The organism is Pseudomonas sp. Z18(2022) (genome assembly GCF_036346535.1).
GTDB classification, from domain to species: domain Bacteria; phylum Pseudomonadota; class Gammaproteobacteria; order Pseudomonadales; family Pseudomonadaceae; genus Aquipseudomonas; species Aquipseudomonas yamanorum_A.
In genome coordinates, this window is sequence record NZ_JAOTOA010000004.1 from 127,491 (window position 1) to 146,105 (window position 18,615).

18 protein-coding genes are annotated in these 18,615 nt (G+C 60.9%); 1 reads left to right on the top strand and 17 read right to left on the bottom strand.

Translation table 11 applies throughout. The features are described 5' to 3' along the window. Positions 1-2: 2 nt before the first annotated feature. The gene (locus V3W39_RS11345; RefSeq protein WP_330212650.1) at positions 3-1,112 is read right to left on the bottom strand and encodes a cytochrome P450; all 1,110 of its coding nucleotides are present in this window, start codon (positions 1,110-1,112) and stop codon (positions 3-5) included. 74 nt (positions 1,113-1,186) lie between these two features. On the opposite strand from V3W39_RS11345, the gene V3W39_RS11350 reads away from it, so the two are divergent. Continuing rightward, complete coding sequence (locus V3W39_RS11350) at positions 1,187-1,876, top strand: ArsR/SmtB family transcription factor (RefSeq protein WP_259195925.1); 690 nt, start codon at positions 1,187-1,189, stop codon at positions 1,874-1,876. 6 nt (positions 1,877-1,882) lie between these two features. On the opposite strand, the gene V3W39_RS11355 is transcribed toward V3W39_RS11350, so the two are convergent. The 16 genes from V3W39_RS11355 to phnC form a co-directional block, all read right to left on the bottom strand. Continuing rightward, complete coding sequence (locus V3W39_RS11355; protein WP_330212651.1) at positions 1,883-3,370, bottom strand: M57 family metalloprotease; 1,488 nt, start codon at positions 3,368-3,370, stop codon at positions 1,883-1,885. A 177-nt stretch (positions 3,371-3,547) separates the two neighbouring features. Next, entirely contained in the window at positions 3,548-4,321 is a 774-nt protein-coding gene (locus V3W39_RS11360; RefSeq protein WP_259195927.1) for a M10 family metallopeptidase C-terminal domain-containing protein, read from the bottom strand. A gap of 239 nt (positions 4,322-4,560) precedes the next feature. Further along, a complete protein-coding gene (locus V3W39_RS11365; protein ID WP_330212652.1) occupies positions 4,561-7,407 on the bottom strand; it encodes a M10 family metallopeptidase C-terminal domain-containing protein in 2,847 nt (948 codons plus the stop codon). Between the two features lie 468 nt (positions 7,408-7,875). After that, positions 7,876-8,625, bottom strand: a complete 750-nt coding sequence (phnP, locus tag V3W39_RS11370; protein ID WP_177077232.1) for a phosphonate metabolism protein PhnP — start codon at positions 8,623-8,625, stop codon at positions 7,876-7,878. After that, positions 8,616-9,179 carry a phosphonate metabolism protein/1,5-bisphosphokinase (PRPP-forming) PhnN gene (phnN, locus tag V3W39_RS11375; RefSeq protein ID WP_330212653.1) on the bottom strand — a complete coding sequence of 188 codons (564 nt, stop codon included), beginning with the start codon at positions 9,177-9,179 and terminating at the stop codon, positions 8,616-8,618. Before phnN ends, phnP begins: the two co-directional genes overlap by 10 nt. Continuing rightward, positions 9,179-10,327: an alpha-D-ribose 1-methylphosphonate 5-triphosphate diphosphatase gene (locus V3W39_RS11380; protein ID WP_177043064.1), complete on the bottom strand. Its 1,149-nt coding sequence runs from the start codon at positions 10,325-10,327 to the stop codon at positions 9,179-9,181. Before V3W39_RS11380 ends, phnN begins: the two co-directional genes overlap by 1 nt. Next, the gene (phnL, locus tag V3W39_RS11385) at positions 10,317-11,036 is read right to left on the bottom strand and encodes a phosphonate C-P lyase system protein PhnL (RefSeq protein ID WP_053255202.1); all 720 of its coding nucleotides are present in this window, start codon (positions 11,034-11,036) and stop codon (positions 10,317-10,319) included. Before phnL ends, V3W39_RS11380 begins: the two co-directional genes overlap by 11 nt. Next, entirely contained in the window at positions 11,036-11,848 is an 813-nt protein-coding gene (gene phnK, locus V3W39_RS11390; RefSeq protein ID WP_330212654.1) for a phosphonate C-P lyase system protein PhnK, read from the bottom strand. The genes phnL and phnK overlap by 1 nt, the downstream gene beginning before the upstream one ends. Continuing rightward, complete coding sequence (locus tag V3W39_RS11395; RefSeq protein ID WP_053255200.1) at positions 11,845-12,711, bottom strand: alpha-D-ribose 1-methylphosphonate 5-phosphate C-P-lyase PhnJ; 867 nt, start codon at positions 12,709-12,711, stop codon at positions 11,845-11,847. The genes phnK and V3W39_RS11395 overlap by 4 nt, the downstream gene beginning before the upstream one ends. After that, on the bottom strand, positions 12,704-13,780 hold the full coding sequence (locus tag V3W39_RS11400; RefSeq protein ID WP_330212655.1) for a carbon-phosphorus lyase complex subunit PhnI: 1,077 nt from the start codon (positions 13,778-13,780) through the stop codon (positions 12,704-12,706). Before V3W39_RS11400 ends, V3W39_RS11395 begins: the two co-directional genes overlap by 8 nt. After that, positions 13,780-14,370, bottom strand: a complete 591-nt coding sequence (gene phnH / locus V3W39_RS11405) for a phosphonate C-P lyase system protein PhnH (RefSeq protein ID WP_330212656.1) — start codon at positions 14,368-14,370, stop codon at positions 13,780-13,782. Before phnH ends, V3W39_RS11400 begins: the two co-directional genes overlap by 1 nt. After that, positions 14,370-14,807 (bottom strand): phosphonate C-P lyase system protein PhnG, encoded by a 438-nt coding sequence (phnG, locus tag V3W39_RS11410; protein ID WP_053255197.1) that lies wholly within the window; start codon positions 14,805-14,807, stop codon positions 14,370-14,372. Before phnG ends, phnH begins: the two co-directional genes overlap by 1 nt. An 11-nt stretch (positions 14,808-14,818) precedes the next feature. Then, positions 14,819-15,523: a phosphonate metabolism transcriptional regulator PhnF gene (gene phnF, locus V3W39_RS11415; protein WP_073636930.1), complete on the bottom strand. Its 705-nt coding sequence runs from the start codon at positions 15,521-15,523 to the stop codon at positions 14,819-14,821. A 36-nt stretch (positions 15,524-15,559) separates the two neighbouring features. Then, positions 15,560-16,342 carry a phosphonate ABC transporter, permease protein PhnE gene (phnE, locus tag V3W39_RS11420; protein ID WP_003210621.1) on the bottom strand — a complete coding sequence of 261 codons (783 nt, stop codon included), beginning with the start codon at positions 16,340-16,342 and terminating at the stop codon, positions 15,560-15,562. A gap of 144 nt (positions 16,343-16,486) precedes the next feature. Further along, the gene (phnD, locus tag V3W39_RS11425) at positions 16,487-17,488 is read right to left on the bottom strand and encodes a phosphonate ABC transporter substrate-binding protein (protein WP_330212657.1); all 1,002 of its coding nucleotides are present in this window, start codon (positions 17,486-17,488) and stop codon (positions 16,487-16,489) included. Positions 17,489-17,520: 32 nt separating this feature from the next. Continuing rightward, on the bottom strand, positions 17,521-18,354 hold the full coding sequence (gene phnC / locus V3W39_RS11430) for a phosphonate ABC transporter ATP-binding protein (RefSeq protein WP_177077240.1): 834 nt from the start codon (positions 18,352-18,354) through the stop codon (positions 17,521-17,523). Positions 18,355-18,615: the final 261 nt, after the last annotated feature.

The window sequence follows — 18,615 nt, forward strand, 5'->3', positions numbered from 1 at the left end:
CCTTACCCGTGAAAGCGCGGAATACGCCCATTCAGCGACGGCCAGTAACTGAACGCACACGGGCTGCTCAGCACACGTTGCTGACGACGCTGTAAATCCTGGATCGCCTGCGAGGCAATGCTGACCGCGATTTTTTGACCCGGACACTGATGCCTTCCCAAGCCGAAACTGAAGGTTCGTCGTTGCTGGCGCTCGAGTAAAAATCGGTCGGGTTCCGGGTTCGCCGCAGGATCCCGATTGGCCGACGCCAGCAACACCAGCACGGTATCTCCAGCCTCCAGAGTCCGGTCGCCAATGGTGCAGCGGCTGGCCACGAATCGTCGGGTGTTCTGCACCGGAGAATCGTAGCGGGCGACCTCCTCGACCAACGCAATGGTGAGGGTCGGCGTACGCTGGACGAGTTCCAGCAGATCGGGGCGCCGATGCAGTGTGACCAAGGTGTTGCCGATAAGACCTGCACTGGCTTCGCAGGTCTGTGACAGCAGCCCGATCAGATTGGCGATCAATGCGTCGGGATCTTCCCAGGTACTGGCTTCGTAGTTGCGAAGGATGTGCTTCCGCAACCCTGATTGCGCCAGCAACCCGCTGAACATTTCCCTTAGCCGGCTCGCCCCGGCGTGCGCATCGCGCAGCTGAGCCTCGCTGCTCAACGGTGAAAGGCAGGCGACAAAATCACGAGTCATCCGGGCGACTGCCCGCAGTTGGTCGCGTGGAAAACCCAGCCAATGCGCGACCGCCGACACCGGTAACGTGAACATGAATTCGTTCAGATCAGCCGCTGGGGGACCGATGCGAGTCACGACATCTTCGGTAGCCAATGAGGCCAACGCCGGCTCGATGACCGCCCTGGGGCACCGATGGCGTGTGCCTTCATTCATGCGCATCAATGACGCAAACACCTGCCCCGCCGCACCTTGCGCAATGGCCGCAGGCACCGGCTCATGCAGTGATCGCACCCGGCAATCGGGATGCGTCAGCACGGCCTCCACCGTCCTGGCAGTGCTGGCGATCCATAGCCCGAGACCTTCATCAAACAGCAGTTCGCCGTTGAGCCTCAAGCCTGCGTAATACTCATAAGCGTTGTTGTGTGTCGCAGCTTCCAGCGGGGTCATTCAGTACATCCTGTGCCTAAAGAACCGCTACTATCTGCCACCGCACACGGCAACGATTCGTTCAGGAACGAAATATGAATGCCCACCACGATGACTCCGCCCTCTCCCGGGTCGCCGGCGCGATTGCGGAACCTGCACGGACCAAAATGCTTTGCGCACTGATGGACGGCCATGCGCGCACCAGCACCGAAATGGCAATCATCGCCGAGGTCAGCGCCTCCACCGCCAGCGCCCACCTGGCACGGCTCAAGGAAGACAGTCTGGTTAAACTGCATACTCAGGGAAGGCATCGCTATTACAGCCTTGCGGGCCCGCATATCGCCCAGGTGCTTGAAGCGTTGATGGTGATCAGCCAAAACACCGCGATAGCGTTCATTGCAACCACACCCAGCCGATTGCAGTTCGCCCGCACCTGCTACGACCATATGGCCGGGACGTTGGCAGTGCGCCTGCATGATCACTTTATCGAGGCCGGCTGGCTGGTAGGCGCTGATGCCTATCAGCTAACGGCGGGTGGCGAAAAAGCCATGTCCGAATTAGGGGTTGATGTCGACACCCTGCGAACCCAACGGCGTCGTTTCGCCTGCTCGTGCCTGGACTGGAGCATGCGCCGTCCTCACCTGGCCGGCGCACTGGGAGCTGCTTTGCTGCAGAGTCTCATCCGGCGCCAATGGGTGACCCAGGACCTTGACAGCCGGGCACTGGGATTGACGCCAAAGGGGCGCAAGGCGTTGGCTGAGCGATTTGGCATGGATGACCTGTAGCCGCCATCAAGGCCTGGCCGCGGTGCCCAATAACTGCAACAACAGTGAGAGTGTCTTCGTGATCATCTCGCCTAACGCGGCCAGTGTGCCTGTCGTCGAATCAACGGGCGGCGATGGGGTCGGCGTCGGCTGCACCAAGGGGGTAGGTTGGACCCTCGGCATTGGCTGAACCTCAGGTTTTCGACCGTCCCAAATCACATCCCCGGGCTTGATGGCGCCGTTGCTCTTGACCAGCAGATTGGCGCTGCCGCGGCCCTTCAAGTCGATCGCCAGGCTGGAGCGACCCGTCGCCGCATCGTGGGTGAGCATCGCCTCGCCTGCCCGGCCACTGAATCGGTCGGTAAACACCAGCGCGCTGACGCCCGCCTCTTTCAAGGCCCCCGAGACGTCAATCCGGTCGGTGCCGCTGGCAAAATCCTCGATCACGTCGGGACTCTGGGGTGTGGAGTCGCTGGCCTTGTCGTACACGAACGTGTCCGCCCCGCCACCACCGCGCAACGTGTCCGCCCCCGCCCCGCCTTGGAGCCGGTTGTTGGCCTGATTACCGATCAGGGTGTCGCGGCCGGCACCGCCAATCGCGTTTTCCACCACACAGCCCTTGGCAATCGAAACGTTACCCTTCAGGCCGCCCACATCGGAGAACGACTCGGCATTGAGGTCGATCTTCTGGTCCTGGGAGAACCCGGAAAAGTCCAACGTGTCCTCACCGCCGCCGTCCCATACGCAAAAAACGGGTTTGTCCCTGGCGCTCTTGAGGGTCATCGCTTCGCGCTCGGTATTGGAGTTGAACCCATAGGTGGTGTCGGTATTGCGGGTTTGGTGGTTCGCGCCGTAAAGCCGCTGCGCAGCCGCAATGTCATCCATCATCGGCGCCGACGGGTTCTGTGACTGGAAGTCATGGCCGGGCTGGTTTTTCTCCGACCAGTAACTCATCACACTGCGGGCCTTTGTGTCTCCGGCGTACACCGCGCCGCTTTGATAGGTTGAGCCTCCACCGTTGTAGTTACCGGGGTGTTGCAGGCCGATGGCATGGCCGATTTCATGCACGGTGGTCACCGAAAAATGACTGCCCAGGGCCGGCGCAGTACCGGCACTGCGCGTGCCAACCGTGGCCGTGGTGCTGGTGGTGGAGCGCGATGGAAACGTGGCGACGCCGCCGTCGCCTCCTGGATTGCTTCTTATGTTGACGGTGCCATCAGCGCCACCGGTCTGTTCCTTGAAGTTGATGTTGGCGACGTCCTGCCAGGACTGCACGGCCTGGCGCACGCGCTGTTGCTGTTGGGGGGTGAAACGCTTGTCTACGGTGTAGGCCAGGTCAACTTTCTGGTCACCGTTGCGGTCCCGGAACGCCATGTTTTCCCGGGTGATGTGTTTGGCTGCCTGGTCCGTCGTATACGACGGCTTGTTATTGGCACCCACCCCGAACGGCCCAGGGTCAGACACCGGCAAGTTGTAGGGCGACAATTCAATAGCCCCAGGATAAGAACTTCTCATAAAACAGCACGCTCCTTTTAACTAATAGCTAAACACCCCAATATCTCTGAATACCGTAAACCAGGAAAACTTATGCCCATACTTTAAGCAATCCAAAAAACACCAAGGCGCGGACATCTGCAGAGCGGATGCATAGTGCAATCAACCTTTAGACTGTACGCGCCTCAGCAAACAGTCTTACACCGGACGTTGCCGCTCAACAACAGGACCCACCAAATCCGAAGGCCTTACCAATCGGGCACTTTTAATAAGGAAGTTCGATTCACAACGCCCGGTGAGGTCTACCCCCACAAAGTAGCGGCCACTCTGCGGATTAAACTTCACCACCGTATCGCCAATACGCCCCGTGTAGTGGTCAACCAATCGCAAGGGCGTATTGATCTCGTTCATCATTTGCGTCAGATCAATCTTGTCTCTGCCACTGACAAAATCCATGATCAGGTCCGCGTTGTAATAGGGAGAATCACTGGCTTTTTCATAGCGGAATGTATTTGTCCCCCCCAATCCCCAAAGAACGTCGCCGCCCGCACCGCCGGTCAACACATTGTCGACGTTATTGCCAATCAACACGTCGTGGCCTGCGCCGCCTACGGCATTCTCCACTGTCACACCTTTACCTATCGAGACGTTATTACGCAGGCCGCCCACGCTGGAAGCCGCGCCATCACGCAGATCAATCGTCTGGTTTTGGCTGAACCCGGAAAAGTCCAGGGTATCGTTTCCGCGTCGGTCCTGTACGGTGAACCTTGGCGCACCACTAAGAGAGTGCAGGCTCATGGATCGGTTGCCGGTATTGGAGTTAAAACCGTAGACCGTATCCGAAACACCCGGCTCGGGTTCCGGCCGGCCAATCACGGTACTGGCACTCTTATCGGCATAACGATTGCCCGGCGTTGCCGGCACTGCCGGGTTTTGTACATAAAAATTAAAAACGGGAGAGGCAGTTATCACGTGATGACATCCTTTACAAGACCAAATAACGGGCCTTTCCATACACGGCCCACAAGCCCCGGAAATCCTATTTACCGGGACCAATAAGTTGCCATATGAAAGTACAACTCACCAACCCCGATATTATTTCCGAAGAAGTACTTAAACAATAACAGTCACACAATCAACACGGTATCCGACACTGATTGTATTAACTGCCCTCTCGGACCCCAAGAAAGCGCCGTGTACGTTCCAGGCCGTCAAAGATACGTATCAGGCTTCAGTGTCAGGCCTATAACATCCTCCGGGCTTATTATCCGTGTACTTTTAATCAGAAACTCCGTTTTGCCTCCACCGGTCAAATCGACTGCCAACAAGTAACGCCCGGTTACCGTATTGAACTTGATGATCGTATCGCCCGCCTTGCTGGTGTACTTGTCCACAAAGTTCAAATCGACACCCGCGCTCTTGCTCATCTGCGACAAATCGATTTTGTCCTTGCCCGTGGTGAAATCCATCAACAGGTCCGCACGCTCGCGGGTCGAGTCGGAGGCTGCGTTGTATTTGAAGATGTTCCAGCCGCCGCCACCGGTCAGGTTATCGGCTCCCGCGCCGCCAATCAGGATGTTGTCTGCCTCATTGCCACTCATCCTGTCGTCGCCACCGCCACCAATGGCATTCTCGATGACGGTTTTCTCGGTGATAAACACATTATCTTTCAACCCACCCACACTGGAATGGGTTCCCCCGTTCAAGCTGATGACCTGACTCTGGGTGAAGCCGGAAAAATCAAAGGTATCGTTACCGCTCTTGTCATGGACGGTGAAGTCCGGCTTGTCGGCGGCGGACGTCAGGGTCATATGAGGCTTGCCCGTGTTGGAGTTGAAGCCGTAGATCGTGTCGTCCTTCTCTTCTCGTCTTGGATCTGGCTTTGGATCCGGCTTTGGGTCTGGCTTCGGATCCGGCTTCGGATCCGGCTTTGGGTCTGGATTCGGATTCGGATTCGGATTCGGATCCGGTTTAGGGTCTGGCGTCGGATCCGGCTTCGGGTCTGGCTTCGGATCCGGCTTTGGATCCCCCCCGTCACTAACCAGGACATCACCGGCCTTGATCTCGCCGATACTTTTCACCAACAGATCAACCTTGCCATCGCCCTTGAGATCAATGGCCAGACTGGCTGTGTCGAACTGCGAGTCGTAGTTCAAAACGGCTTGACCCGCCTTGCCCGTCAACACACTGACGAAATCCAGTTTACGGATGCCGGCAGCACTCATGAGTTTCGACACATCAATCTTGTCGGTGCCGCTGATGAAATCCATCAGCAGGTCAGGCGCCTCAGGCGTTGAATCACTGATCTGTTCATACACAAACGTGTCAGCGCCACCGCCGCCCCACAACTTGTCCGAACCACCCCCGCCTTTGAGTCGGTTACTCACGTGATTTCCGATCAACAGATCATTGCCCGCACCACCAATGGCATTTTCAATGATGCTGGAAGCGTCGATCGAGACGTTAGCTTTCATGCCACCCACGTCAGAAGCCGATCCGGAATGAAGGTCGATGATCTGGTTCTGGTTGAACCCCGAGAAGTCGAGCGTATCGATACCCTCGGCGTCCTTTACCGTGAAACGGGGTTTATCACTGGAGGAGGTGAGGCTAGTGGCGGGATCACCACTATTGGAGTTGAAACCGTAAGTGGTGTCCGTGTTGCGAGGTTTTGGGTCGGGCTTCGGATCCGGTTTGGGGTCAGGATTGGGATTGGGATCATCCGGCTCGCCCCCTTGTTCAAGGACATCCCCACGCTTGATCTCTCCTTTGCTTTTTACATAGAGATCCGCCTTGCCATTTCCCGAAAAATCGATGGCCAGGCTTCCCTCTCCGGTATTGTGGTCGAAGCTCAAGACCGCATCGCCTGGCCGCCCCGTCAAGGCACCGAAGGTAAGCGCCTTGATACCGGCAGACTTAAGCGCGCCAGAGACGTCAATCCTGTCGGAACCGCTGGTAAAGTCCTTGATCAGATCAGGGCTCTCGGGGGTGGAGTCACTCGCCCGATCGTAAATGAAGGTGTCCCCGCCACCACCGCCCAGCAGCTCATCTGCCCCTCCACCGCCCTTCAGGCGATTGGCAACCTGGTTGCCCACCAAGGTGTCTTTACCCGAACCACCAATGGCGTTCTCTACCACCACGCCCTTCGCAACCGAAACGTTTCCCTTGAGCCCGCCGATGTCGGAGAACGCCTCAGCATTGAGGTTGATCGTCTGATTCTGTGCAAACCCCGAAAAGTCCAGCGTATCGATGCCACCGCCATCCCACACCGAAAAAATCGGTTTCTCGGTGCCGTCTTTCAGGCTGTAAAAATCTCGATCGGTGTTGGAATTAAAACCGTAGGTGGTGTTGGTATTCCGGGTTTGAGTATTCACGCCATAAACACGCTGAATCGCCGCGATATCATCAATCATCGGAGCGGAAGGCATCCGCGAGTTGAAATCATGCCCCGGCTGATTACGCTCAGACCAGTAACTCATGGCACTGCGGGCCCTGGTATCTTCCGCGTAATCGGCGTTACTGTCATAGCTGCCCCCGCCATTGTAGCCACCGGGGTGCTCAAGACCGATGGCATGTCCCAGCTCATGCAAAGTCACAAACGGAAAGTAACTGCCCAGCGGTGGAGTACCGCCAGCATCCGCCGTACCAATATTGGCCGAAACGTTGTAGATATGTTTATTCGGAAGTGACGCCCACCCACCACTAAAACCAGGAATATCTTTAATGGTCATTGAGCCATCCGCATCCGCGGCACCTTCCTTGAAGGTGATATTGGCCAAGTCCGCCCATGACTGTAACGCTAATCGGGCACGCTCTTTTTGTTGCGGGGTAAACCCACCGGCAAAGTTGTAAGAGATGATTGTTTTTTTATCGTCATTTCGATCGTGAAACTTGTAACCCCCTCGGGTGATGTGCGCGGCCGCTTGATCCGTCGTGAAGGATGGTTTTTTCGCCGCCGCACCGGAGACCGTATGATCTGGCTTTTCAGGAAGGACGGCCAGCGATTGAATATCGGAGTTTCTTGCGTAACAGGTGAAGGATGGAGCAACTAAAGAATTCATAAACCAAATAGGCCTCTCACTACTAAAAGTAACCAACTCACAAAATGCGAGTCATAACCTCGACGACTTAGCCGTCAAAGCCTGGTTAAGTCTCCATAGAGAAAGGCAATATTCCAACTACCACTTTATTTCAAAACAGCCACACTAAAAACCATGTATCAAGTTACCTGGCAATGCCATCAACCTTTACAAACTCGCCCCAAAGACAACTCACCGCGCCCGCCCAACCAATTGTTTTATATATGGAAATTTAATGAAAATCAAAAGACGCCAGACAATTGGAACCGTTCAACAAAGCAAAAAGTTACACTCACACTAATCACCACTCACAAATCCCACCCAAACAATTAGCCCCCCTCGCAAACGCTGCAAAGTACTTCATTAGAACTTAATACACTCTTACTCTTAACTAAACGCTCGTCCTACGGCTTTCATGCCGGAATCTTCAAACAGGCCAAGCCGAGCCCACTACAACACCCGCCCATCCCAGCCTACGGTGACGTTGCGCGGCAACTCCCGCCGATGCTGCAACAACCACGCATCCAGCGTATGCCCCACATGAGTCAGCACGCCCAATTCGGCGCCGACCTCCTCAATGCACTGCAACGCCAGCGTCAAATCATTGTGGTTACGCGGTGCCTGCGGCTGCGGCGGCATGGAGCAGTCGAGCACCAGCACATCCAGCGGCTCGCGTTGCAGCCAGTCGCGGGTGGCGGGTGGCAGGCCAACGGTGTCGGTGAGGTAGGCGATGCGCCGCCCCTCGCCTTCCAGCAGGTAACCCAAGGTGGGTTTGGAATGCAGCAGCGGTAACGCCGTGACACTCAGCTCGCCAAACCGGCGGGTTTCAAACTCGGCAAACGGCTGGCTGAAATCCAGGACGCCGGGGTGCTTGTACAGGTCGGACAAACCTTCCGGATCCACCGGACCATGCACCGGAATCACCAGGCCCTGGCCCCAGCGCAAATGCAGCAGGCCCTGGGCGTGATCGGCATGATAGTGCGTCTGGAAAATCCCGTTGAAGCTGCGCGGCGGGAAGCGTTCGGTGAGGTCGGGCAACCCGCTGTCGATCAACCAGCGCTGGTCGCCGCATTCGATCAATGCGCTGCATGGGCGGCGTCGCAGGCTTTCGTCGCTGCGGGCCAGACCACAGGCGGCGCACTCGCAGCCATACACCGGGACTTGCCGCGCGTCACCGGTGCCCAGCAGTGTCAGGCGCATGCCGGTTGCCCGTCGAGGCAGCCCAGCAAGCGCTCGACCGTATGTTCCAGTTGGCCGGAATTGTCGAGCAGGAACACGTCTGCTGCCGTGCTCAAGCTGTCGGCGAACCGGGCATTGCGCGCCAGCCGCAGATCAATGTCCGCCAGGGATTCGCGGCCCCGCGCCAGCAAGCGCTGGCGCAACACCGCCTGGTCCACCGTCAGCAACACCACCAGCAGGTTCGGATAACGCAGCCGGGTTTGCGCCAGATAGCCACGGGAGCCGTTGACCAGCACGTCGTGCCCCGCCGCCAGCCATTCGTCGATCTCCCGGGGGATGCCATAGGCCAACCCGTTGGCGTGCCAGCTGAGGGCAAACGCGCCCTCGGCCTCCATCGCGGCAAACTGCGCCGGGCTCACACCCTGCGCGGCCTCGCCCACCGCTTCCGCCGAGCGGGTGATGACCCGCCGCACAATGCGGCAGCCACGCTCGGCCAAACGCGGTCGTGCAGCATCCAGCAGGCTGTCCTTGCCCGAACCCGATGGTCCGATGAGATAGATCAACCTGCCCGCCATCAAAACACCCTCTTCGCTTGTCGCCAGACTTGTTGGACCACTGGCAGTCCGTCGCGGCTTTTTTTCGCTTGCACCAGATCGGCCCGCAGGCCCACGGCGATTTCGCCGCGATCACTCAGGCCCGCAGCATGTGCCGGCGCCAGGCTGATCATCTTCACCGCCCGGGAAAGATCGCCGCCGTCCTGCTGATCGGCCAGCACGAACGCCGCCTGCAGCAGGCTGGCCGGGTAGTAGTCACTGGAAAGTATATCCAGCAAGCCCTCGGCCGCCAGGCCGGCGGCGGCCACATTACCCGAGTGGGACCCGCCACGCACCACGTTCGGCGCGCCCATCAGAACTTTCATGTTCAGTTCCTGGCAGCCCCGCGCCGCTTCCAGGGTGGTGGGGAATTCGGCGATGGTCATGCCGTAGCGCGCCGACTCCTCGACATGTGCCAGGGTTGCATCGTCATGGCTGGCCACCGACAGCCCGCGCGTCAGGCAATGCTCGACGATCGCGGCGCGGTAGCGGTCGCTGTATTCCTTCGAGTTGGCCATTTGCAGCTTGATGAACGCGTCCATGGTCTCGTCGTTCAGGTGGTACTTGCCCATGTAGTACTCACGGTACTTGGATTCGAGCACGAACTGGCGCTGGCCCGGCGAGTGGTCCATCACCGACACCAGGCGCACCAGCGGGTTTTCCACCAGGTCGCGAAACACGCTCAACGTGTCCGGGTGGCACAGCTCGCAGCGCAGGTGCAGGTGGTGTTCGGCGCGGGTCAGGCCGGCGCTTTCGGCCGCGGCAATGGCGTTGAGCATCGCCGGCAGTTTCTGCATGCGGTTGCCCTTGGGGTTCACATCGCCGATGGACACCGCGTCGAACACCGTGGTGATGCCGGCCGCGATGATCTGCGCGTCATGGCTGAGCACCGCCGAGGTGGACGGCCAGTCCACGCCGGGGCGCGGGGTCATGTGTTTTTCCAGGTTGTCGGTGTGCAATTCCACGAGGCCCGGCAGCAGGCAATCACCGTCCAGGTCCTGGGCCTGGGGCAACTGGCTGCGGCCTTCGGCGATGTCGACGATCAGCCCGTCACGCAGCACCACCGAGCCAAGAAATACACGGTCAGCGGTGACGACCTGGGCATTACTGAGGATCTGTTCAGCGGGCATGGGCGTATTCCTCTTGGGCAACAGGCGCGGGGGTCATGTCGAAATGGCGGTCGGCGACTGCTTCACGGGCGGCGCGGTCGTGGAAGATGCCGATCAAGGCGGCACCGGCTGCCTTGGCTTCGTTCATCAGTTCCAGCACCACCTGGCGGTTGCTGTCGTCGAGTGACGCGGTGGGTTCGTCCAGCAGCATCACCGGCCAGGCCACCATGAACCCGCGGGCGATGTTGACCCGCTGTTGTTCGCCACCGGAAAAGGTGCCGGGCGCCAGCTGCCACAGGCGCTGTGGAATGTTCAGGCGGCTGAGCAGGAGTTCGGCACGGGAGCGCGCCAGGTCCCGGGACCAGCCGCGGGCCAGGGCCGGCTCCATCACCACGTCCAGGCAGGCCACACGCGGGATCACCCGCAGAAACTGGCTGACATAGCCGAGGGTCTGCTGGCGCACTTGCAACACCTCACGGGGCTCGGCACCCACCAGCTCCAGCCATTCGCCGAGGTGCTGCACGCGAATGCTGCCGCCCGCCGGCAGGTAGTTGCCGTACAAGGTGCGCAGCAAGGTGCTTTTACCGGCGCCGGACTGGCCGTGCAGCACCAGGCACTCGCCGCCTTTCACGCTGAACTCCACCCCGCGCAGCACGTTCAGCACCACGCCGTGTTGCTGGTGCAAGGTGAAGGTTTTCGAGAGGTCACGGACCTCGATCAAGGCATTCATCATGGCTGCAATACCGAAGACACCAGCAGTTGAGAGTAAGGGTGCTGTGGATCGTCGAGGATCTGGTCCGTCAGCCCGGTTTCCACCACCCGCGAACGGCGCATCACCATCAGGCGGTCGGCCAGCAAGCGCGCTACGGCGAGGTCGTGGGTCACGATCACCACCGCCAGGTCCAGCTCGCGCACCAGGCCGCGCAGCAGGTCGAGCAGGCGTGCTTGCACCGACACGTCAAGGCCGCCGGTGGGTTCGTCCATAAACACAAGACGCGGGCTGGAGACGAGGTTGCGGGCGATTTGCAGGCGCTGTTGCATGCCGCCGGAGAAAGTCCGGGGCAAGTCATCGATGCGTTGCGGGTCGATTTCCACCTGGCTCAGCCAGTCCAGACCGGCGCCGCGCAGCTGCTGATAATTACGCACGCCCTGGGCCATCAGGCGCTCGCCAATGTTGGCGCCGGCCGAGACGCCCATGCGCAAGCCGTCCCGTGGGTTCTGCTCGACAAAGCCCCATTCGGTGCGCAGCAAGGTGCGGCGCTCGGCTTCGCTGGCGCTGTACAGGTCCAGCCATTCGCCGTCCTTGCCGCGATAGCCGATGTTGCCGGCCTGGGGCGGCAGGCGCCCGCTGAGCAGCGAGAGCAAGGTGGATTTGCCCGAGCCCGACTCGCCGACAATCCCCAGCACTTCGCCGGGGTACAGGTCGAAGCTCACGCCCTGGCAACCCTTTTCCGGGCCGTACAGCAGCGACAGGTCGCGCACTTGCAACAAGGGTTCGGCGGGCACGCTCAGCGGTTGTTGTTTCATCAGGGCCGGGATCATTGGTTGCTCTCCTTCACCCGTTGGGCGCAGTACCAGGTGTCGGAACACACAAAACTCTGGGTGCCGGCGTCATCCAGAATCAGCTCGTCGAGGAACGAATCGTGGCTGCCGCAGATGGCGCAGTTGTGTTCCCACTTCTGCACTTCGAAGGGATGGTCTTCAAAGTCCAGGCTGTTGACCTGGGTGTACGGCGGCACCGCGTACAGGCGCTTTTCGCGACCGGCACCGAACAGCATCAGCGCCGGGCTCATGTCGAGTTTCGGGTTGTCGAATTTCGGGATCGGCGAGGGGTCCATCACGTAGCGCTCGTCCACCATCACCGGGTAGGCGTAGCTGGTGGCGATATGGCCGAAGGTGGCGATGTCTTCGTAGAGCTTTACGTGCATCACCCCGTAATCATTGAGAGCGTGCATGGTGCGGGTCTCGGTTTCCGACGGCTCGATAAAGCGCAGCGGCTCCGGGATAGGCACCTGGTAAACCATGATCTGGTCGGCCTGCAACGGAGTTTCCGGGATGCGGTGGCGGGTCTGGATCACCGTGGCGTCCGGGGTGCTTTCGGTGGTGGCAACACCCGCGGTGCGCGCGAAAAAGCGGCGGATCGACACGGCGTTGGTGGTGTCGTCGGCGCCCTGGTCGATCACCTTGAGCACGTCGTCGGCCCCCAGAATCGCGGCAGTCAATTGCATGCCGCCGGTGCCCCAGCCGTAAGGCAGCGGCATCTCGCGCCCGCCGAACGGCACCTGGTAACCGGGGATCGCCACGGCCTTGAGCAAGGCGCGGCGGATCATGCGTTTGGTCTGCTCATCCAGGTAGGCGAAGTTGTACGCCGGGTCACGCGCAGGCGTTTGAGTCAGGTCATTCATGGCGGGTGCCCTCGGCCGGTTGGCGCAGTTTGCGGATCAGTTCCAGCTCGGACTGGAAGTCCACGTAGTGAGGCAATTTGAGGTGGGACACAAAGCCCGCCGCCTCGACGTTGTCGCAGTGGGACAGCACGAATTCTTCCTGCTGGGCCGGCGAGACGATCTCTTCGTTGAACTCATTGGCCCGCAGCGAGCGGTCCACCAGGGCCATGCCCATGGCCTTGCGCTCGGCATGCCCGAACGCCAGACCGTAGCCGCGGGTGAACTGCGCCAGCTCGGTGGCCGAGCCGACGAACTGGTTGACCATCTCGCACTCGGTGACTTCGATGCTGCCCAGGCAAACCGGGAAACCCAGCTCTTGCGGGTCGATCCACACCTCTACGTCGCCAATGCGAATCTCACCGGCGAATGGGTGGTTGCGGCCGTAGCCGCGCTGGGTGGAGTAACCCAGCGCCAGCAGGAAACCCTCATCGCCACGGGCCAGGGCTTGCAGGCGCTGGGCACGGTTGGCCGGGTATTCCAGCGGGTCGCGGGTGATGTCGGCGACGCTGCCGGTGTCGTCGGATTCGTTCTTGATCAGGCCTTCCTTGGCCAGCAAGCCAAGCACCCGCGGGCACGCTTCCAAGGTCGCATTTGGTGCGGTTTGCGGGCCCGGGTATTCACCTTCGGCCAGCAGCGCAAAATCCAGCAGGCGATGGGTGTAGTCGAAGGTCGGGCCCAGCAGTTGGCCGCCCGGCACGTCCTTGAACGTCGCTGACAAACGTCGGCTCAACGACATCTGCGCGGTGTCGATCGGCAGGCTCGGGCTGAAGCGCGGCAACGTGGTGCGGTAGGCCCGCAGCAGGAAGATCGCTTCCACCAGATCCCCCGCCGCTTGCTTGATCGCCAGTGCGGCAAGCTCCGTGTCGTACAACGAGCCTTCGCTCATCACCCGGGCGACCGCCAGCGGCAGTTGCTCGCGGATCTGCTCCACGCTCAGTTCAGGAATGGAGGTATCGCCCCGGCGTTTTTTCGCCAGCAGGCGGTGGGCATTGTCGATGGCCTGTTCGCCACCCTTGACGGCTACGTACATCAGGCACGCTCCTGTGCAATTCGGGTACTGCGGGGCAGGCCGATCAGGTGATGGCCGGCGGCGAACAACACGTCCAGGCCACGGGGAAAGGTTTCGCGGCGTTGGCGTTCCAGCCAGAACGCTTGAGGCACCGGCAGGTTGACCTGGCGCTGGGTCTTGATCCCCGGGCCTTGCCAGTCCAGGCCGCGACCGGCTTCCAGGTCGGTCAACTGGACCAGCAAGGTGCAGGACTGATCGGGGTAGCGGTCGTTGCCGTGGTCGAAGCCGCTGAGGTCGAGCAAGTCCTGTTCGCCGAGCAAGGCGAACGCGGCCTCTTCCCGGCGTGTGGTCAGCGGGCAGCCGCAATGGAAGGCCAGGTTGGCGCGAATCAGCGGTGTGTCGAAGCTCGGTGCCAGCCACAGCGGCGTGTCCGTATCCAGCAGTGCCAGGCACAGCGCGTAGGTGGCCGGCGCCAGGCCTTCAAGGCTTGGCGCCGCGGGCAAGGACTGGATCAAACCGGGCTCGGCGAGGGCCTTGAGGGCGCCGCGAAAACCGCGCTGGGCATCCAGCACCGGGTCTACGAACGCCGGTTGCAAGAGTTGGGCATTCATCAATTTTCTCCTCGAACCAGGGTGAAGAACTCGACCTTGGTGGCGGCGGTGTCGGCCTCTTTCTGCGCCCGGCGTTCGGCCTGGGCGTTGGCCAGTGAGCGGATCAAATCGCTGAGCCAGATGCTCGGGTGCGCGCCCTGCAAATGCGCATCCGCCAGGGCCGCCAGCTCGGCGTGGACCTTGTCGCGCCCGGCCAGGTAGCTGTAGCCGGTGCGGCCGTCGGCCAGGCGCACCACGCAGCGGGTCACGCTCATTTCGCCGACGTTGAACGGCGCACCATTGCCGCCCATGCGGCCGCGCACCAGGGTCATGCCGATTTCCGGGGCGCGGATCAGTTGGTAATCCACGTCGCGCAGGGCGTCTTCATGGGGCAGCAATTCACTGCGAAAGGCGCGGGCAAGCACGCCGATCCAGTGTTGACGCGGGGACAGGTTCATCAAGGTCTCCATCAGGTCACCACTTGGTACTGGAAGCGATCCGAACGGCTGGTGGACTGCGCCAGCTCCACCGGGCGGCCGTCGCGATCGCGGGAAAGGGTGAATACCGTCAGCGCCGGCAAGTGCCGGGGCATCATCAGCAGCGCGGCTTCGTCGCGGTTGGGCAAGCGCGCGCCGATCAGGCTGTGGGTGCGGGTCAACGGCAGGTCGCGCTCGCGCAGGTAATGGCGCAGGGAGCCGCCGTTGTAGTCCGCCAGCAACGGCGCACGGCTGGCGCAGTAGCGGTGGCGGATCAGGCTGACCGGCTGGTGATTGAGCTTGCGCAAGGTTTGCAGCTCGATCATCGGCGCCATCTCGGCGATGCCCAGTTGCTGCGCCTCTTCGCGGCTGGCGAAGCAGTAGCGGCGCTTGAGCAGCAGCGCTTCCACGCCCACGCCCTGGGCCGACAGCGATTGGCTGTAGGAGGTCTCGGCGCCCATCGGGTAAATCAGCGGGCGGTCGAGCACTTGGGTGCCCTTGCCCTGGCGGCGCAACAGGCTGCCTTCGAACACCAGCTCATCGATGGCCCGGCGCAGGGTGTGGCGGTTCACGCCAAAGCGTTCGGCCAGTTGCACCTCGCCCGGCAGGAAGTCGCCGGCCTGATAGCTGCTCAGTTCACGGCGCAGGATATCGGCGAGTTCGCGGTACACCGGCTCATCTTGTCTAGACAACTGCATGCTTAAAAAAAAGCGCCCAGGGGCACCCCTCCGTCGTCAGATGAACTGCTTGCGCAGGCGTTGGGACAGCACGTCGATACAGCTCACCACCACGATGATCACCAGCAGCACCGCGCAGGTCTGCACGAACTGGAAGGCGCGGATGTTCTCCCACAGGATCACGCCGATCCCGCCGGCACCGACCATCCCCACCACCGTCGCCGAGCGCACGTTGGCTTCGAAACGGTAGAGCGCGTAGGACACCCACAGCGGCATCACTTGGGGGATCACGCCGTAGATCACCTCTTGCAGGGCACTGGCGCCGGTGGCTCTGACGCCTTCAACCGGGCCGGGGTCGATGGCTTCGACGGCTTCGGCGAACAGCTTGGCGAGCACGCCGGTGGTGCTGATCCACAAGGCCAGGACGCCGGCGAAAGGACCGAGGCCCACCGCCACCACGAACAACATGGCGAACACCATTTCGTTGATCGAACGGAAGGCATCCATCACCCGGCGCAGCGGCTGGTGGATCCACCACGGCGTGATGTTGTCGGCGCACAGGATGCCCAGCGGCACCGAGCAGACAATCGCCAGCACCGTGCCCCAGAGGGCGATTTGCACGGTGACGATCATCTCCTTGAGGTAGGAGCGCCATTCGTGGAAATCCGGCGGGAAGAAGTCGGCGGCGAAGGTCGCCATGTTTCCGGAGTCGCGGTACAGCGCCAGCGGGTTCATTTCGGCGCCGTGCCAGGCCCAGGCCAGCAGGATCAGGAACAGGCCCCAGCCGAGGTATTGCGGCCAAGTCCTTTTGCCCACTGCTTCAGCATGCAAGGTAGTCATGGGTCACTCTCAATAAGTGTGTGGGCAAGGCTTATGTGGGAGCCGGGCTTGCCCGCGATAGGATCGACTCGGTTTTACTGTCAGATCGAGTTGCCTGCATCGCGGGCAAGCCCGGCTCCCACACAAGCCCGGGCCTACAGGGGGTTAGCCGTTGGCTGCGGTCTTCTTGTCCAGCTCGGTAATGCGCTCTTGCAGCTTGGCCAGGTCGGCGTCGATGTCGGCGAGCTTCTTGGCCTTGTCGGCGGCTTCCAGCTTGTCGTCGGCGCTGATGGTGGTGCGCTGCTTGAACAGTTCCAGTTGGCGGATCGGCAGCAGTTGGTCGTCGCTGGACTTGAGGAACTTGCCCAGTTGCATGTTCTTCAGCACGGCCTTCTCTTCGTCGGTGTCACCGTAGTTGGCGAAGAAATCGCGGATCTTGGTTTTCTCGCTGTCGCTCAGGGCCTTGCTCCACACCATCGGGTCGGCGGGGATCAGCGGCGACTTCCAGATCACCTTGAGCAGGGCGGCCTTGTCCGGCTGGGTGACTTCCAGGCGGTCCCAGCTTTCGGTGTTGAAGGTGGCGACGTCCAACTGCCCCTTGGCCACGCTCAACGCGTTGACTTCATGGCTGGAGTTGAGGGTGCGCTTGAAGGCAGTGGCGGCATCAACGTGGTTCTTGGCGAACACGTAGTAGCCCGGTACCAGGTAGCCCGAGGTGGAGTTCGGGTCACCGTTGCCGAAGGTCAGGTTCTTGGCGTTCTTGAGCATGTCATCGACGTTGTTGATCGGGCTGTCCTTGCGCACGATCAGCACGCTCCAGTAACCGGCGGCACCGTTGGCGGCGGCGGTCTGGGCGAAGATTTCGCCGTTGGAACGGTCCACCGCTTCCATCGCGGCCTTGTTGCCCAGCCAGGCCACGTCGACCTTGTTGAAGCGCATGCCCTGGATCAGGCCGGCGTAGTCGGAGGCGAAGGTGGCGTTGATGGTGAGGCCGGTCTTCTTGTGCATGTCATCCAAAAATGGCTGCCAGATGCTCTTGAGGTTCTGCGAAGACTCGGTGGACATGATGCCGAAATTGATCACCTTGTCGGCGGCCTGGGCATTGCCCATGGCCACGCTGGCGAGCAGCACGGCAGACAGAAACACATGACCGATACGGTTCAACATGGAGAGGATTCCTGTGGGTCGTTATTGGGGTTTCAAGCGCGAGCCAGGGCCAACCGTGCGGGGACGACGGTGGAGCGGGTCTGGTCGGAAAACATCAGGCTGGTGTCGACATCGGCACCGTACAAATCGTTGAGGAACTGGCTGCTCAGCTCGCTGGCGTGGCCATCGAAGTGAATTCGGCCGCCCTTGAGCGCCACGGCTCGGGGGCAATAACGCATGGCGTAATCGACTTGGTGCAGGGTGACCACCACGGTCTTGCCGTCGCGGCCGTTGATGTCGGCGAGGATCTCCATGACCTTGCGCGCCGACTCCGGGTCCAGCGAAGCGATGGGTTCATCAGCCAGGATCACTTCGGCGCGCTGGGTCAGGGCCCGGGCAATCGCCACGCGTTGCTGCTGGCCGCCGGACAAGGTGGAAGCACGTTGCGCGGCCAGGTCCGCCAGGCCGACGCGGGCCAGGGACTCCATGGCGAACTGTTTTTCCTCGGCATTGAACAGGCCGAGGTTGCCACGCCAGCGCGGCATGCGGCCCAGGCAACCGAGCAGCACGTTGTCGAGCACGCTCAGGCGATTGACCAGGTTGAACTGTTGGAAGATGTAGCCAATGTCGGAGCGCAGGCGCCGCACCTTGCTGTTCAACCGGCCGCTGGCCTGCACTTCCCGGCCCAGCACCTTGACGCTGCCGCCATTGTTCTTGTCGCAACAGGCCAGGCCCGCCAGGTGACGCAGCAAGGTCGACTTGCCGGAGCCGGAAGCGCCAATCAGCGCGACCATCTCACCGGTGGCAACGGTAAGTTCGAGGTCGACCAATGCGGATTTTTTCGCAAAGGTCTTGTTCAGATGATCGACATGGATAGCTGGAGTCATGGGCTTCTCTGTCTGGTTGAACAGCCGTCCGTGGCTGCGTTTGAGTTCAAACGACAGTAGGCGCGGGCTGTGTCAGCCCTATGACTTGCACATGACTGGAGTAAAACCGTTTGATGAAGGTTTGATGAAAGGTTGGAACTGACGCTGAACACCCAACCCGTGGCGAGGGAGCTTGCTCCCGCTGGGCTGCGCAGCGGCCCCAAACGCGGGTAACACGGTCTGTCAGATGTACCGAGGTGGCTGACTTGGGCCTGCTGCGCA

What these genes read in the sequence shown, in the direction of transcription:
- V3W39_RS11345 (WP_330212650.1), bottom strand. Translation starts at nt 1,112, where the DNA reads ATGACCCCGCTGGAAGCTGCGACACACAACAACGCTTATGAGTATTAC.
- V3W39_RS11350 (WP_259195925.1), top strand. Translation starts at nt 1,187, where the DNA reads ATGAATGCCCACCACGATGACTCCGCCCTCTCCCGGGTCGCCGGCGCG.
- V3W39_RS11355 (WP_330212651.1), bottom strand. Translation starts at nt 3,370, where the DNA reads ATGAGAAGTTCTTATCCTGGGGCTATTGAATTGTCGCCCTACAACTTG.
- V3W39_RS11365 (WP_330212652.1), bottom strand. Translation starts at nt 7,407, where the DNA reads ATGAATTCTTTAGTTGCTCCATCCTTCACCTGTTACGCAAGAAACTCC.
- phnP (WP_177077232.1), bottom strand. Translation starts at nt 8,625, where the DNA reads ATGCGCCTGACACTGCTGGGCACCGGTGACGCGCGGCAAGTCCCGGTG.
- phnN (WP_330212653.1), bottom strand. Translation starts at nt 9,179, where the DNA reads ATGGCGGGCAGGTTGATCTATCTCATCGGACCATCGGGTTCGGGCAAG.
- V3W39_RS11380 (WP_177043064.1), bottom strand. Translation starts at nt 10,327, where the DNA reads ATGCCCGCTGAACAGATCCTCAGTAATGCCCAGGTCGTCACCGCTGAC.
- phnL (WP_053255202.1), bottom strand. Translation starts at nt 11,036, where the DNA reads ATGAATGCCTTGATCGAGGTCCGTGACCTCTCGAAAACCTTCACCTTG.
- phnK (WP_330212654.1), bottom strand. Translation starts at nt 11,848, where the DNA reads ATGATCCCGGCCCTGATGAAACAACAACCGCTGAGCGTGCCCGCCGAA.
- V3W39_RS11395 (WP_053255200.1), bottom strand. Translation starts at nt 12,711, where the DNA reads ATGAATGACCTGACTCAAACGCCTGCGCGTGACCCGGCGTACAACTTC.
- V3W39_RS11400 (WP_330212655.1), bottom strand. Translation starts at nt 13,780, where the DNA reads ATGTACGTAGCCGTCAAGGGTGGCGAACAGGCCATCGACAATGCCCAC.
- phnH (WP_330212656.1), bottom strand. Translation starts at nt 14,370, where the DNA reads ATGAATGCCCAACTCTTGCAACCGGCGTTCGTAGACCCGGTGCTGGAT.
- phnG (WP_053255197.1), bottom strand. Translation starts at nt 14,807, where the DNA reads ATGAACCTGTCCCCGCGTCAACACTGGATCGGCGTGCTTGCCCGCGCC.
- phnF (WP_073636930.1), bottom strand. Translation starts at nt 15,523, where the DNA reads ATGCAGTTGTCTAGACAAGATGAGCCGGTGTACCGCGAACTCGCCGAT.
- phnE (WP_003210621.1), bottom strand. Translation starts at nt 16,342, where the DNA reads ATGACTACCTTGCATGCTGAAGCAGTGGGCAAAAGGACTTGGCCGCAA.
- phnD (WP_330212657.1), bottom strand. Translation starts at nt 17,488, where the DNA reads ATGTTGAACCGTATCGGTCATGTGTTTCTGTCTGCCGTGCTGCTCGCC.
- phnC (WP_177077240.1), bottom strand. Translation starts at nt 18,354, where the DNA reads ATGACTCCAGCTATCCATGTCGATCATCTGAACAAGACCTTTGCGAAA.